This is a genomic window from Sulfuricella sp. (assembly GCA_041651995.1).
In the GTDB taxonomy this organism is placed as follows: domain Bacteria; phylum Pseudomonadota; class Gammaproteobacteria; order Burkholderiales; family Sulfuricellaceae; genus Sulfurimicrobium.
Window position 1 is genome coordinate 404,815 of sequence record JBAZID010000001.1, and the last position, 13,875, is coordinate 418,689.

Here is a 13,875-nt window from a genome sequence, read left to right on the forward strand (position 1 = left end):
TAAGGAGTCCGTAGCATGAAGAAGTTTCATCTTGTCTGGAACGAAAGCCTCCACGCACTGGGCATCCCTTCCATGGACAGCGAACATCGCGGGCTGATAAATCTGGTCAATGAACTATCGGACGCAGTGGCGCATGGCTGCGATTGCGAACAGGTGCGCCGGCAGATGGAAAAAACCCTCGATTTCGCCGCGGAACACTTTGCTCACGAGGAAGACCTGATGCGCCAACACGGCTTTCCCGGCGTGGAACAGCATGCGGCCGAGCATGAGAGGCTGCTGCGTGAGGCCGTCAATCTGATGGAAACGATCACGCCCGAGAACGCCAACCGTACCCTCCTGGTCACGGCCTTCCTCACCGATTTCACCGAAAATCACATCCTGCACGAAGACCGGGCGATCAGCCAATACTTCGCGGAACGGGGAATCAAGGCAGACTGAGTGTCGCCGCGGCACCGGCGCGTAATTGTGTTTCACCCGGCACAAACATCACATCCAGGGGATAAAGCGGCAGTCCCGACTTGTCGCGTGTCGTCGGCTCCAGCCCCATGGTTCTGACCTTGCCGCGAAAGCGCTGTTTGCCTACGTTCACTTCGACTTCCTGGCCCGCTTTCAGGCCTGCCAGCTGCGTCTCCTGTACTTGCGCCCGAGCCAGCATCTCGCCCGCCCGCGCCACCACCAGCAAGCTTTGCGGCTGCAATGCCGCCGCCACGGCCTGCCCCGGTTCCGCCTGACGCACCACGACTACCGCATCGAAAGGGGCGCGCAACTGAGTATCTTCGCGGTTTTTCTGCTCCTGCCGCTGACGCGCCTGGGATTCCTTCAACTGGGCAGCCGCCCTGGCCAGGCGCAACCTGGCCTGCTCCAGCTCGGAGACGGATATCACGGTGCGGTCATACAGTTCCTGTACGCGCTTCAGCTCTCGTTGCGCTTCGGCGGCATCTTCCTTGTTACGCGCAACCATGGCGGCGGCTTCATCCGCCCGGCCGGCATAAACCCGCTCATCCAGCCTGAGCAGCACCTGCCCCTGTCGCACGCGCTCCCCCACGACCACATTCACAGTCTGCACCACGCCCGAGACCGGCGGAGAAAGTTCGACCCGCTGCGACCACTGCAACACTGCGGTCACTTCCGCAGCCTGTGCCGCGCCAGCGGCGAAACAGATTGCCGCCAAAAGCCATTTTTTCATTGGGTTTGTCCTTTATTTTCCGTACTGACATGTTCCATGGGCTGGCCGAGCAATGCCTCCAGCCTGGAAAAAGCCAGGGCAAGCTGATATTCGGTTTTGCGTTCACGCAGTTTCGCCACCATGGTTGCCGCCATGGCATCCCCCAGGTTAGTTTTCAGCTCCACTTCGTACTGCCCGCGTGCGCGTTCCAGCGCCAGGTCACGATAGTCGCTGTGCTTTTTTGCTGCTGTGCGTGTCGTGCGCTGCAATTCGCCGATTTCCAGCCAGCTTTCCAGCAACGTCTGTTCCAGTTCCAGCGCCAGCTTTTCAGTTTCCGCCTGAAGACGCTGAAACAGCGCCTGCTCCTTCGCCATCTGCGCATCCACCCTGCGGCCGGTGTAGAAGGGCCAGGTCAACACCACACCCGCTCGCACATTATCGCGGGTCGCGGCTTCACGGCTGTACCCCCCGCCTTCCAGTTCGAGATCGAGCAGAGGCGATTTATCCGCGCGCACCGCCCCGATACGCTGTGTGGCACCTTCCAGCTGGGCGCGCATGGCGGCAAGGCGCGGGTTGTGCGCGCGCATCAGCGGCAGCAGCACCTCATATTCGGGCAGGGGGCGATCATTCCCGGCCAGCTCCGGGTCAGCCAGATCCGCACTCAACTGGCCGGAGCGGTTCATGGCGGAGGCCAGCTGTGCGCGGGAAATGCGCTGCCGCAACAAGCTGGCATTACGCCTCATCAGCGAGTCCTGGTATCCGTTCTCGACCTCGGCCAGATCGGCGGCGGTGGTCTGGCCCACTTCCAGGCGATGGCGGGCGTTGTCCAGATTCACGTAGGCGACGGCCATGTACTCGTTGTCGGCGGCAAACTGCATGTCCGCCAGCAAGACATCGAAAAACCGCGTCATGACATCCAGGCGACGCCGCGAAAGGGTATCCAGCAGTGCCGCTTCGCGCGCCGCCAATATGGACTCCGCTGCCTGCCCGGCCAGCGCGGTGCGGCCAAAGTCATAAAGGGATTTGCGCGCACTGAGCCGCAGGGTGTTGTCGCTCACCGAATCCGGGCCGATGCTCGGTTTTGCCTGGCGCAAGCCGGCCTCGAGGTTGAGATTCCAGTCGCCGCGCGCGCCGGCCAGGTCGCGCTCGGCCAGCGCCATGGCGCGGTCCGCTTCGGCCATGCGCAGGTCAGGATGGGCTGCCGCCACGGAGGCCAGCGCCTGTTCCAGCGTCAAGGGCTGCGCCAGCGCCTGGCCTCCGGCAAGCAACAAGCCGATCGCCAGCAGCGCACGCCTCATTTGGCGGCCTGTTGCTTGTATCTGGCAAACGGCATGGTCTTGTATGCGCCGTCCACCACATAGCGCCCCAGCGCCATGAACTCCTTGCTGTCCTTGGCGGCGCCAGTAAAGCGGGTCAGCATCTTGCCGGAGAGGTCAAAGAACAGGAACACCGGCGTGGCACGCACCCGGTGATCGAGGGCAAACTGCTTTTCCGTGGCCGCCTTGCCGGAAAAATCCACCAGCGCATTGGCGCCTTCGCTATCGACGCTGAAAATCAGGAAATGCTGGCGATAGTAGTCCTGCACCTCTGACTGGTTGAGAATGGATTGCTTCATGCGATGGCAGAATGGGCAGTCTTCCATCTCGAACATCAGCAGAATGCCCTGCTTGCCCTCGGCTTTTGCCACATCCAGCTCGGCCTTGAAATCACCCAGATGCTGATTGAAGAAGTGCTGCTGCACATCGCGGCTCTCGGCCCAGGCTGGCGCCACAAACAGGCAAAAAATCAGGCCCAGAAGGACTTTCTTCATGACTCGCTCCTATTTCTTGGTGATGTAGTTCTCTACGGCCTTGCGTGTGATGGCGCCCACATTGTACGCAACCAGCTTGCCCTGGGGATTGTACAGATACGTGGTCGGCAGGCCGCTGATCGGCCCCACCTGCGAGGCAGAGGCTTGAGTACCAAGGATGACGGGGTAGGAAACGAACAATTGCTCGGCGAAATCCTTCACCTCCTGCCCGTTGCGGTAATCCATGGCCACCCCCAGCACCACCAGATCCTTGTGCTTGTCGTGCAGGGCGCTCAGGTCGGGGATTTCCTCCACACAAGGCGGGCACCAGGTAGCCCAGAAATTCACCAGCACCCATTTGCCCTTGTAGCCGGCCAGGGAATGCTGCTTGCCCTGAGTGTCCTGGAAGGTGAAGCCGGCTGCCGCGGCCAGCCCCGCCATGGCGAACAATATGCATCCCAGCAAGAGCCGGATCAGCCGCTTATTTTTCATGCACGGCCTCGCTCACATGCTTCGCGCCACCATGTGAATCCGCGGCATGGGTAAGGTACAAGGACAAGCCGATCAAGGCCAGGCTGCCGCCCAGGTAAAGCAGGTCGAGCGTGGTTTTCATCTCCATCTTGAGCGCGCTCTCGAACAGGGTCACGATCAGGATCATCAGAATTACCTTCGCCAGGCGGGCCTTGAGATCGTCCAGGCTTTCGATCACCAGTATCTTGCTCGAGGTCTTGCTGCCATGCGCCTCATCGATATCGCTAATGAACAACTCATACATGCCAAGGGAAAAAATCAGCATCACCGTGGCCAAAAGATAGCCATCCACCACCTCCACGATGTGGGTAATGGTGTCATCGTGCAGAACCTTGCGTGCCTCGCCCGTGAGGCTGGGGTCGGCATAGTGGAAAATATGCACGATCAGGTAATACACATCCACGGTGGCCATGTAAAAAATAGCAAAGCCCGCCGCCAAACTCGCCACCACGGCAAACAGGACAACGTAGCGGCTGCGCCATAGAGCACCTTCAAAAATTTTTTCAAGCAGATTCATCATGTTGTTGCTTCACCTAAAGCAGATATTCAAAATAGAGGATGGCAAAAATCGCACCCTACATCCAGCGATGCCACGCCAATGGCAATACCAGAACACACCATGAAAAAAACAGCCATTTCATCCACGAATGAGCCATTCCGGCTTATTTTACCTTGCTTAATGTTTTACAAACCCGGCAATTGTTTCTAGAATCAAGAAAAACATAAATCTGGCAGGATTCAGGAGACGCGCAATTCATGGCCATTAAACTATCGGTTCCCGGACTGGAACAGAATTTAACCGTAGAAACCCAGCCCAAGCAAGTTGCAGAATGGCTGGCCGCACTCCCGCTGACCAACCTGAATGAAACCCCTCGCGCCATTCTGGACGCACTGAGCGCGCTGAACCGCAGCAAGGTTGCCGATGACATCCGGCTCAAGTTGCTCGAACTCTACCGCACCGCGATCGCCAGCCAGATGTCAGCACTGGAGGCGCAGTTTTCCGGCCAGCCCCTGCCGCTGCCGGAGAAATCCAGGCTCATGGCCAGCCAGGCACGCCAGTTGCAGACCGAGCTGGCGTATGGCTACAAAATCATACTGCTCGAGCAATCCAGCCGGAAGCTGAGCTTCGGCAGCAACAAGCAACTGCCGCTGGTGGTCGAACGGGCTATCGGTAGCCTGGGCCGGATGCTGGTGGTGTGTTACCAGACCTACGCGCCGACGCCCGCCGGTGTCTGGGCGGAAATGCATATCCTGTTCACCTACGCCGTGGAACAGGGCATACAGGACGAAACCATTTTCGAGCCAGGCCGTCAGAGCAGCGTCAATCTGGCCTACAAGCAGGCCCTGTTGCTCGCATTGCTCGACCCCTACCGGCTGATGCAGGGCGAAGTCAACAAGGTGCTGGAGTATCTCACCCAATTTGGCGGCCAGGCGCATTTGCAACCGCTGATGCAGACCAGCAACCCATCCGGTTACTTTCTGGTGCGGCTGGACAGCGACAAACCTCCGCGCGCGCTGGCGCATGACTCCACGGTTACCGATGCGCGCACCGACATCCTGCTCAACACCCTCGAACTGGCGCGACTGCTGCACCAGCAGATCAACCAGCTGGAAACGGGCGCCAATCCCAAGACGCTACTTCTGCCTTACGCCGCCAAGGATTTTGGCTATCCCAACCTGCTGCGGCGCATGCTCAAACACTGGGGCATCGCGCCCAAGCGCCTGTTCAACCGCACCCAGCACGATGCCAAAATGGAAATCTGTGCCGGCATCCGCTCCATCCACCACTTCCTCTGCGGAGACCTCAGCGGCGGCGTGGCTGGCAAGGCGGACGAAGCTGCCGGGCGCGAAACCACGGGGATCACCCTGGAACTGGCGAATTCACCGCTGGACAAAACCAGCCTCCAGACTTATGTATCCAGGAACTGGCTGATCATCAACGAAAGCGCAGGCGGACTGGCGCTTGCCAAGGACCCCAAAACCGATGTTCAGGTACGGGTGGGTGAAATCATCGGACTCAGGCCCGAGGACAATGAAGCCTGGAATATCGGCGTGGTGCGCTGGGTCAGCAGCGAAAACCCCAACCATTTGCAACTCGGCGCCCAGATGCTCGCGCCCACCGCCACCCCGGTCATGCTGCGGCCTTTGATCACCAGCAGCAGCGGCGCGCCGTTTCAGCCCGCGCTGCTGCTGCCCGAGATTCCCGCCCTGAAGCAACCCGCGACCCTGGTCTGCCTGCGCGGCGGTTTTTTTCCGCAGCGTGAATTTCTTCTGGACCAGAACGGCACCCCGGAAAATGTGCGTGCCACCCGGCTGCTGGAACAGACTGCCACTTTCGACCTGTTCGAATTCACCCAGGTTCAGGCTTAACCAGGCGTTCAAAAACCTGAAAAGCCTTGAACCGCAAAGGGCGCGAGGGGTTTCAGATACCTTGCACTGTTTTACCTTGCGTAACCTTTGCGTCCCTTGCGGTGAAACGCCGTTTACATCTTCTCTTGGACGGCAGAGGTAGCGCACAAATCTTCCAGCGAGCCGGCCAGGGCCAGCTCCAGGCTGGCCGCGGTACGCCCGCTCAATGCAGCAAGATTTGCATCACTTTCGGCGGGCAGATCATCATCCGGTTTGAACACAAAACGGCGAAACACTTCCCGCACCGCAATGTCGCCCGGGTGGGCCGACAGCAGCCAGCGCTGGCCAGCCGTGCGTGCCACCCAGCGGGCATCAAGCAAGCGAAGCAGAATATTTTCCAGCTCTTCCAGCGCCACCCGGGTTTCACGCTGTAAAGCGGCCAGGTTCAAAATCTCGCCGCGGTGCTGGGCATGACACAGCGCCTGCAATATACGCAGGGCATCGAAGTAACGCCGCCCGGCAGTACGCTCGACCTGCCACATGCCGCCTTGCCAGTAAGGAAGCGAGGCGGCCAACACTGCCCCGCTCACCACCACCAGCCAGGACAGATAAACCCACAACAGAAATACCGGCAGGCTGGCGAAGGCACCGTACACCAGCGTGTAGCCGGAAAAATGCAGAATATAGGCGGTGAACCCCTTGCTCATCAACCCCAGCCCCAGCCCAGCCGCCACCCCGCCCGCCAGGGCATGGCGAAAGGGCACATAGCGGTTGGGCACGGCAAAATAAAGCAGGGAAAACGCCAGAGAGGTAATCACCAGCGGCACAACCTTCAGAACCCCCACACCCAGGGACGGAATAAATTCCACATAACCCAGCGAATAACTCACCAGATAGGAAGTCAGCGAAAGACTGGCGCCAAGCAGCAAAGGCCCCAAGGTCAGTACCGCCCAATAGGTCAGCACGCGCTGCAGCAGACGGCGCCGCGTTGTCACGCGCCAGATCAGGTTAAACGCATGCTCGATGGTCTGCATCAACATCAGGGCGGTCACCGCCAGGGCCGCGACGCCCACGGCGGTCAGGCGCGCCGCCTTCTCGGAAAATTCCTGCATGTAAACCGTGATGATCTTGCCCGCCACTTCAGGCACCATATTGGTGAGCAGGAAAATCTTGAGTTGCACCATCAGCCCGGAAAACACCGGAAACGCCGAAATCACGGTAAACGCAATGACCATCAACGGCACCAGCGACAGCAGCGTGGTGTATGTCAGGCTGGAAGCAATCTGTATGCAGCGATCTTCGTCGAAGCGCTGCACCAGAAAACGCATGAAACCGAGGAATTCGCGAATTGGGCGGGACATGGAGAAATACAAAAAGTGGGTCCGGGTATAATAGGCAAATTAACTGTTCTTGAGAATGCGCAATGAATGAAATTCTGGTGCTGTATTACAGTCTGCACGGTTCGGTGAAAGAAATGGCGCAACTGATCGCGCGCGGAGTGGAGCAGGTGCCCGGCGCCACGGCGCGCATTCGCACCGTGCCTCGTGTATCCACGGTATGCGAAGCGGTGGAGGATGCCATCCCGGATTCCGGCGCGCCTTACGCAGAACTGAAAGACCTGGAGGAATGCGCCGGCCTTGCGTTGGGCAGCCCTACCCGTTTCGGCAACATGGCAGCGCCAATGAAACATTTCTGGGACGGCACCACGCCGCTGTGGCTGAAAGGCGCCCTGATCGGCAAGCCTGCTGCACTGTTCACCTCGACCGCCAGCATGCACGGGGGGCAGGAAAGCACGCTCTTCTCGATGATGGTGCCGCTGCTGCACCACGGCATGCTGATTGCCGGTCTGCCCTACTCCAACCCGGAGCTGAGCGCCACCACTTCCGGTGGCACCCCCTATGGTGCAAGCCATGTCGCTGGCGTGGATGGCAACAAACCATTCACTGAGGAAGAGCGCAAATTGTGCCTTGCTCTCGGCAAGCGGCTGGCAGAAACGGCACTGAAATTGTCGCGTCCGCTCTGACCGGCCTGACCGGAAACCCCGGCACATGAAAACCGCGCTTCACTACTCCGCTATCGTCAGCCTGATCGCATTGATCATGCTATGCCTCGCCTGGGAAGGCTGGCTCGCGCCGCTGCGACCCGGCGGAACCCTGCTGGTGATCAAGGCGGCACCGCTCCTGCTGCCCCTGTTCGGCATCCTGCGCGGCAAGGTTTATACCTACCAGTGGGCCTCGATGCTGATCCTGCTTTATCTCACCGAGGGGGCGGTGCGCGCCTGGTCAGATCAAGGCCTGAGCGCGGTGCTGGGCGGGATTGAAATCTTTCTGGGCAGCGTGTTTTATCTGAGTGCGATTTTTTACGCCCGGCTCAGCAAAACTCACGGCGGCGGCCCGGTAAGCGAGGCACACCACAAATAATTGCTGCGGTTGCAAGAATGCTGGCCCGTGCCGGACAAAGGAAGGTCAGCGAGGGCGCTGGAAAGGACGCCAATTTCCAGCGCCCTCGCTGCCTTGCAGGCCTTTCTCAAACCTGCGGGTGCGCCCGCTCAAGCTTGCTGTGCAGCTTGTTGAGGGCGTGCAGGTAAGACTTGGCCGAGGCAATCACGATATCGGTATCCGAACCCTGGCCATTGACGATGCGCCCGCCCCTGGACAGCCGGACGGTCACTTCACCCTGCGCATCGGTGCCGCTGGTGATGTTGTTCACCGAATACAGCTGTAGCTCGGCACCGCTCTTGATGATCGAGTCAATCGCCTTGAAGGCCGCATCCACCGGCCCGCCGCCATCCGCTTCAGCCTGTATTTCCGCCCCGTTCACGGCAACCACCACCGTGGCGTGAGGTGTTTCGCCAGTTTCCGAGCACACTTTCAAGGACACCAGCTTGAAGTGTTCCTGCTCCAGCGCGGCGGCTTCGTCGCTCACCAGCGCCTGCAAATCCTCGTCGAATATTTCGTGCTTCTTGTCCGCCAGTTCCTTGAAACGGGCAAATGCGCCATTAAGCGCCTCTTCCGAATCCAGCTCGATGCCCAGCTCGGCCAAACGGGTCTTGAAGGCGTTGCGGCCGGAATGCTTGCCCATCACCATCTTGTTGGCGCTCCAGCCCACGTCCTCGGCGCGCATGATTTCGTAGGTTTCGCGATGTTTGAGCACGCCGTCCTGGTGAATCCCGGACTCGTGCGCAAAAGCGTTGGCGCCGACGATGGCCTTGTTGGGCTGCACCGCGAAGCCGGTCACGCTCGCCACCAGGCGGCTGGCGGGCACGATCTGGGTGGTGTCGATCTGGGTATCGCAGTTGAACACGTCCTGGCGCGTGCGCACCGCCATCACGATTTCCTCCAGAGAGGCATTGCCCGCGCGCTCACCCAGGCCATTGATGGTGCATTCCACCTGGCGTGCGCCGTTGAGCACGGCCGAAAGAGAATTGGCCACGGCCAGGCCGAGGTCGTTGTGGCAATGCACCGAAAAAACGGCCTTGTCCGCATTGGGAATGCGTTCACGCAAGCTGGCAATCAGGGCGCCAAACTGGTGCGGCATGTTGTAGCCCACGGTATCGGGAATATTGAGGGTGCCGGCTCCCGCATCGATTACCGCTTCGAGCACGCGGCAAAGAAAATCCGGGTCGGAACGGCCTGCGTCCTCGGGGGAGAATTCGACGTTGTCGGTCCACTTGCGCGCCCATTTCACCGCCTTGACCGCCTGCTCGACCACCTGGTCGGGGCTCATGCGCAATTTCTTTTCCATGTGGATGGGCGAAGTCGCGATAAAGGTATGGATGCGGCCGGATTTTGCGCCTTTCAAAGCCTCGCCGGCACGGTCGATATCACGCTCCAGAGCGCGTGCCAAACCGCACACCGTGCTGTCCTTGATGGCGTCGGCCACCGCTTTGACCGACTCGAAATCGCCGTTGGATGCTGCCGGGAAGCCGGCCTCGATGACATCCACCCGCATGCGCTCCAGTTGCCGCGCGATGCGCACCTTTTCTTCGCGCGTCATGGACGCGCCGGGACTCTGCTCACCATCACGCAAGGTGGTGTCGAATATGATCAATTTGTCTTTCATGACAGACTCCAATGGAAATCTATAAATCATCAGCCGGAAACGGCAGCGTTTCAGGCCTGCATTGTATAACTTAAAGAGAGGGGTGGGATGTGATTAGCGCGCGAAGCGCAGCAGCAGAGCCAGACCACTGGCGGCTGTAAGCAGGAATTCGGATTGGATGCGGGCAAGGAAGTTCATGGACAAAAATATAAATGGTTTCGCGAAATCATGCAAGCCAATGATTACTCGTCATAAGCGCGCAGTTTCGCCACATCCCTGATGCACACGTCCTTGCCCTTGACCTCGATCAACCCGGCTTCAGCCAGATGGTGCAGGATACGGGAAAAGGTTTCGGGCGTGATATTGAGGTTCGAGGCAATCACGTTCTTGTTGGCGGGCAGGGCAATATGAATGTCCTTTCCTTCCCGTATCTCCTCGAGATCCTGCAACAGGTAACCAATCACGCGCTGCTCGGAGGAGCGCAGGGAAAATGACTCCACATAATGAATCATGCGGTGCAGGCGGATCGACAGGCCAGCCAGCATCTTGCGGCAGAAGGCCGGGTCGTTATCGATACCTTCGAATACCACGGCCTTGGAAATGTGCAGCAACAGCGAATCCGCCAGGGTCTGGGCATAGACCGGATAAGGTTTGCCCATGAACATGACAGCCTCGCCGAAACTTTGCCCGGGGCCGAACAATTCCACCACCTTCTCCACCCCCTGGGGCGAAGAGAGCGCCAGTTTGACCTGGCCGTAAACCACCACATAAAAGCCCGTCGATGGCGTGCCGCGCTGAAACAGCATATCGCCGCGCGCCAAATGCTGCTCCCGTGCTCCCTGGGCAATACGCTCGACCTCGGCGGGCGACATCTCCCGGAACAGGGGGATATTCGCCAGGATGGCAGGGATTTTGATTTGGTTATTCAAGGCAATTCCGATCCGTGGCAGATACAAACTCGAACGGAATTATATGATCAAGCACCTCGAATAGAAAAGCGCTGAAACATGGGCTGAATCTCTGCGCGTAATGTATCCCATGCGAAATTCCCGCCATCACCCCGGCACAGAAGCGGTTCGGCACATCCCTGGGTTCGAAATATCTGCAGAACGAAATTCCGCACGCCGGCCCCGGCCAGTTCATGAGCCAGCTCCAGCACCTGGTCATGACGCAGCAAACCGGTGTGCAGGGTAGTACGAATTTCATGTTCGACCCCGCTCCCGAGCAACAGATGCAGGCTTTCGCGCGCGCGGGCAGCGCTTCCCGGCACTTGGGTGATCTGGTCATAAACCGAAAATGGCGCCTTGATATCCATCCCTACCCAGTCGAGCAGGGGCAGAACGGCTCCCAGGCGCTCCGGATAGGGGCCGGCCGTATGAAGCCCAACCTTGAAACCCATTTCCCGGACAGCCGCGCAAGCTTCAGGCAAGCCGGACTGCAGCGTCGGCTCACCGCCGGAAAACACCACCGCATCCAGCAGTCCCTGCCGCCTGCGCAGAAAGGACACGACGTCAAGCCATCCCCCTGTCTCGCCGGTGCGTGGAATAAGATGGGGGTTGTGGCAATAGCCGCAACGCCAAGGGCAGCCCTGGCAAAAAACAACCGCCGCAAGCTGCCCGGGATAGTCGGTCGTAGTGAGCGGCGTCAGGCCGCCAACTTGCAGGGCTTCAGCCCCCCTCTCCCCCGGCTCTCTCCCGCAAGGGGGAGAAGAGCACGCAGTGCCGTCTTGCGGCGCTTTATCAGTTGGCGAGATTTGCGCGGGATTCACAGAAATACTGGCGTTCGTGGAATTCACCCTTTTTACCCACGTTAAAAGAGGCCATCGGGCGATGGTAGCCCATCACTCGCGTCCAGACTTCGCAAGGCTGGCGCTCTTCATCCTTGAGGGCGAGTTCGGGTTTGAGGTTGGTTTGCTGGGACAGATCGGTCATGGTGTTCTCCTAGGCGGTTTGTTGACGTTTTTTGGCGAGAATTTCTTCGTCGCACTTGGGACAGAATTTGTGCTCCCCATCCAGATAGCCGTGTGTCGGGCAAATCGAGAAAGTCGGCGTGATCGTGATATAAGGCAGGCGGAACCGCTCCAACGAACGCTTGACCAGGTTCTTGCACGCCTCGGCACTGGAAATGCGCTCGGTCATGTAGAGGTGCAGCACGGTGCCGCCGGTATATTTCTTCTGCAACTCATCCTGCCGCTCCAACGCCTCGAATGGATCATCGGTAAAGCCCACCGGCAGTTGCGAAGAATTGGTGTAGTAAGGCATTTCCCGCGTACCCGCCTGGATAATATCCGGGAAACGCTTTCTGTCCTCCCTGGCAAAGCGGTAGGTAGTGCCTTCCGCCGGGGTGGCCTCGAGGTTGTACATGTGGCCTGTTTCGTCCTGGAAAGCCAGCATCCGGGTACGCACATGGTCGAGCAAGCGCACGGCAAAGGCGTGACCGTATTCGCTGGTGATATCGTGTTCGTCATCGGTGAAGTTGCGGATCATTTCATTGATGCCGTTCACGCCCAGCGTGGAGAAATGATTGCGCAGCGTGCCGAGATAGCGCTTGGTATAGGGGAAGAGCCCCGCGTCCATATGGCGCTGGATCACCTTGCGCTTGATTTCCAGACTGTTCTTGCCGATTTCCAGCAGCTCGTCCAGGCGCGCCAGCAAGCCGGCCTCATTGTCTTTATAAAGAAAGCCCAGACGGGCGCAATTGATGGTAACCACACCGACCGAACCCGTCTGCTCCGCGCTGCCAAACAGGCCATTGCCGCGCTTCAGCAGCTCGCGCAGGTCGAGCTGCAGGCGGCAGCACATCGAGCGGATCATGTTGGGCTTGAGTTCGGAATTGATGAAGTTCTGGAAATACGGCAGGCCATATTTCGCGGTCATTTCGAACAACAGTGAGGCATTTTCCGATTCCCAAGGAAAATCCGGCGTCATGTTGTAGGTCGGGATGGGGAAAGTAAACACCCGGCCCTTGGCGTCGCCCGTAGTCATGACCTCGATATAGGCGCGGTTGATCATGTCCATTTCAACCTGCAAATCGCCATAGGTAAATGAAACCTCCTTGCCGCCGATGAGCGGCACCTGCTCTTTCAGATCGTCCGGGCAGGTCCAGTCAAAAGTCAGGTTGGTAAATGGCGTCTGCGTACCCCAGCGCGATGGCACGTTGAGGTTATAGATCAGCTCCTGGATATATTGCTTGACCTGCGCATAGGGTAAATTATCTATGCGGATATAGGGCGCCATATAGGTGTCGAAGGAGCTGAATGCCTGGGCACCGGCCCATTCATTCTGCAACGTGCCAAGGAAGTTGACAATCTGCCCCACTGCGCTGGACATGTGCTTGGGCGGTCCCGCCTCGACCTTGCCCGGCACGCCGTTCAGGCCCTCTGTCAGCAGGGTGCGCAGCGACCAGCCAGCGCAGTAGCCTGCCAGCATGTCCAGATCATGCACATGAATGTCGCCCTCGCGGTGGGCCACGCCCACTTCCGGCGGATAGACGTGGTTAAGCCAGTAATTGGCCACCACCTTGCCGGAAACATTGAGAATCAGGCCGCCCAGCGAGTAACCCTGATTGGCATTGGCGTTGACGCGCCAGTCAAGCTGTTCAAGGTATTCGTTGATGGAGCTGCCGACATCCACTACCGTCTTTTTGTCCTGGCGCAGCTTGGTGTGCTGCTCGCGATAGACGATATAAGCGCGAACGGTCTTGAGATGGTTGGCGGAGATCAGCACCTGCTCGACCACGTCCTGGATATTTTCGATGCTGGGCGGCTCGTTACGGTACTTATGCATCAGCACCTTGGCCACCTGGGCGCTCAAAAGCGCCGCCTCGCCAGCGTCGAACTCACCACTGACCGCGCCAGCGCGCGCAATGGCGGAACGAATCTTGTCGCCATCAAATACCGCAACCGAACCATCGCGCTTGATTACCGCACGTGGCAAGCTCAATACCCCAGAATCCACTAGCTCCACACTCATCTGTTAGTCTCCTCCACACAACGCAACAC

General features: G+C 59.0%; 15 protein-coding genes. 4 read left to right on the forward strand and 11 right to left on the reverse strand.

Annotated features, from left to right (window positions below):
• The first annotated feature begins 15 nt into the window (after positions 1-15).
• Positions 16-438, forward strand: coding sequence for a bacteriohemerythrin (locus tag WC392_01880; GenBank protein ID MFA5241103.1), 423 nt, complete (start codon positions 16-18; stop codon positions 436-438).
• Here WC392_01880 and WC392_01885 read toward each other — a convergent pair.
• The 5 genes from WC392_01885 to WC392_01905 are packed head-to-tail and all read right to left on the reverse strand — an operon-like array spanning position 425 to position 4,005.
• Complete coding sequence (locus WC392_01885; protein MFA5241104.1) at positions 425-1,186, reverse strand: efflux RND transporter periplasmic adaptor subunit; 762 nt, start codon at positions 1,184-1,186, stop codon at positions 425-427. The two genes, WC392_01880 and WC392_01885, sit on opposite strands and share 14 nt — an antisense overlap.
• On the reverse strand, positions 1,183-2,463 hold the full coding sequence (locus tag WC392_01890) for a TolC family protein (GenBank protein MFA5241105.1): 1,281 nt from the start codon (positions 2,461-2,463) through the stop codon (positions 1,183-1,185). Before WC392_01890 ends, WC392_01885 begins: the two co-directional genes overlap by 4 nt.
• Positions 2,460-2,975: a thioredoxin family protein gene (locus tag WC392_01895; protein MFA5241106.1), complete on the reverse strand. Its 516-nt coding sequence runs from the start codon at positions 2,973-2,975 to the stop codon at positions 2,460-2,462. The genes WC392_01890 and WC392_01895 overlap by 4 nt, the downstream gene beginning before the upstream one ends.
• 9 nt (positions 2,976-2,984) lie before the next feature.
• Positions 2,985-3,446 carry a TlpA disulfide reductase family protein gene (locus WC392_01900; GenBank protein MFA5241107.1) on the reverse strand — a complete coding sequence of 154 codons (462 nt, stop codon included), beginning with the start codon at positions 3,444-3,446 and terminating at the stop codon, positions 2,985-2,987.
• Entirely contained in the window at positions 3,436-4,005 is a 570-nt protein-coding gene (locus WC392_01905; GenBank protein MFA5241108.1) for a YqhA family protein, read from the reverse strand. The genes WC392_01900 and WC392_01905 overlap by 11 nt, the downstream gene beginning before the upstream one ends.
• Before the next feature lie 236 nt (positions 4,006-4,241).
• Here WC392_01905 and WC392_01910 point away from each other — a divergent pair, with 236 nt between their 5' ends.
• Positions 4,242-5,855, forward strand: coding sequence for a hypothetical protein (locus tag WC392_01910; GenBank protein MFA5241109.1), 1,614 nt, complete (start codon positions 4,242-4,244; stop codon positions 5,853-5,855).
• 113 nt (positions 5,856-5,968) lie between these two features.
• On the opposite strand, the gene WC392_01915 is transcribed toward WC392_01910, so the two are convergent.
• Positions 5,969-7,195, reverse strand: coding sequence for a YihY family inner membrane protein (locus WC392_01915; GenBank protein ID MFA5241110.1), 1,227 nt, complete (start codon positions 7,193-7,195; stop codon positions 5,969-5,971).
• 62 nt (positions 7,196-7,257) lie between these two features.
• Between WC392_01915 and wrbA the strand changes: the two genes are divergently transcribed.
• Complete coding sequence (gene wrbA / locus WC392_01920; protein ID MFA5241111.1) at positions 7,258-7,857, forward strand: NAD(P)H:quinone oxidoreductase; 600 nt, start codon at positions 7,258-7,260, stop codon at positions 7,855-7,857.
• A 25-nt stretch (positions 7,858-7,882) separates the two neighbouring features.
• Positions 7,883-8,254: a DUF2069 domain-containing protein gene (locus WC392_01925; protein MFA5241112.1), complete on the forward strand. Its 372-nt coding sequence runs from the start codon at positions 7,883-7,885 to the stop codon at positions 8,252-8,254.
• 106 nt (positions 8,255-8,360) lie between these two features.
• On the opposite strand, the gene WC392_01930 is transcribed toward WC392_01925, so the two are convergent.
• The 5 genes from WC392_01930 to WC392_01950 all read right to left on the reverse strand — a co-directional run bounded on the left by WC392_01930 (position 8,361) and on the right by WC392_01950 (position 13,846).
• Positions 8,361-9,896, reverse strand: coding sequence for a 2-isopropylmalate synthase (locus WC392_01930; GenBank protein ID MFA5241113.1), 1,536 nt, complete (start codon positions 9,894-9,896; stop codon positions 8,361-8,363).
• A gap of 221 nt (positions 9,897-10,117) precedes the next feature.
• A complete protein-coding gene (locus WC392_01935; protein ID MFA5241114.1) occupies positions 10,118-10,804 on the reverse strand; it encodes a Crp/Fnr family transcriptional regulator in 687 nt (228 codons plus the stop codon).
• Positions 10,805-10,851: 47 nt separating this feature from the next.
• Complete coding sequence (locus WC392_01940) at positions 10,852-11,670, reverse strand: anaerobic ribonucleoside-triphosphate reductase activating protein (protein MFA5241115.1); 819 nt, start codon at positions 11,668-11,670, stop codon at positions 10,852-10,854.
• Positions 11,615-11,806, reverse strand: a complete 192-nt coding sequence (gene nrdD, locus WC392_01945) for an anaerobic ribonucleoside-triphosphate reductase (protein MFA5241116.1) — start codon at positions 11,804-11,806, stop codon at positions 11,615-11,617. Before nrdD ends, WC392_01940 begins: the two co-directional genes overlap by 56 nt.
• A gap of 9 nt (positions 11,807-11,815) precedes the next feature.
• Positions 11,816-13,846 (reverse strand): ribonucleoside triphosphate reductase, encoded by a 2,031-nt coding sequence (locus tag WC392_01950; GenBank protein ID MFA5241117.1) that lies wholly within the window; start codon positions 13,844-13,846, stop codon positions 11,816-11,818.
• Positions 13,847-13,875 lie beyond the last annotated feature (29 nt).

Coding starts and splice junctions, on each gene's coding strand:
- WC392_01880 (MFA5241103.1), top strand. CDS start 16: ATGAAGAAGTTTCATCTTGTCTGGAACGAAAGCCTCCACGCACTGGGC.
- WC392_01885 (MFA5241104.1), bottom strand. CDS start 1,186: ATGAAAAAATGGCTTTTGGCGGCAATCTGTTTCGCCGCTGGCGCGGCA.
- WC392_01890 (MFA5241105.1), bottom strand. CDS start 2,463: ATGAGGCGTGCGCTGCTGGCGATCGGCTTGTTGCTTGCCGGAGGCCAG.
- WC392_01895 (MFA5241106.1), bottom strand. CDS start 2,975: ATGAAGAAAGTCCTTCTGGGCCTGATTTTTTGCCTGTTTGTGGCGCCA.
- WC392_01900 (MFA5241107.1), bottom strand. CDS start 3,446: ATGAAAAATAAGCGGCTGATCCGGCTCTTGCTGGGATGCATATTGTTC.
- WC392_01905 (MFA5241108.1), bottom strand. CDS start 4,005: ATGATGAATCTGCTTGAAAAAATTTTTGAAGGTGCTCTATGGCGCAGC.
- WC392_01910 (MFA5241109.1), top strand. CDS start 4,242: ATGGCCATTAAACTATCGGTTCCCGGACTGGAACAGAATTTAACCGTA.
- WC392_01915 (MFA5241110.1), bottom strand. CDS start 7,195: ATGTCCCGCCCAATTCGCGAATTCCTCGGTTTCATGCGTTTTCTGGTG.
- wrbA (MFA5241111.1), top strand. CDS start 7,258: ATGAATGAAATTCTGGTGCTGTATTACAGTCTGCACGGTTCGGTGAAA.
- WC392_01925 (MFA5241112.1), top strand. CDS start 7,883: ATGAAAACCGCGCTTCACTACTCCGCTATCGTCAGCCTGATCGCATTG.
- WC392_01930 (MFA5241113.1), bottom strand. CDS start 9,896: ATGAAAGACAAATTGATCATATTCGACACCACCTTGCGTGATGGTGAG.
- nrdD (MFA5241116.1), bottom strand. CDS start 11,806: ATGACCGATCTGTCCCAGCAAACCAACCTCAAACCCGAACTCGCCCTC.
- WC392_01950 (MFA5241117.1), bottom strand. CDS start 13,846: ATGAGTGTGGAGCTAGTGGATTCTGGGGTATTGAGCTTGCCACGTGCG.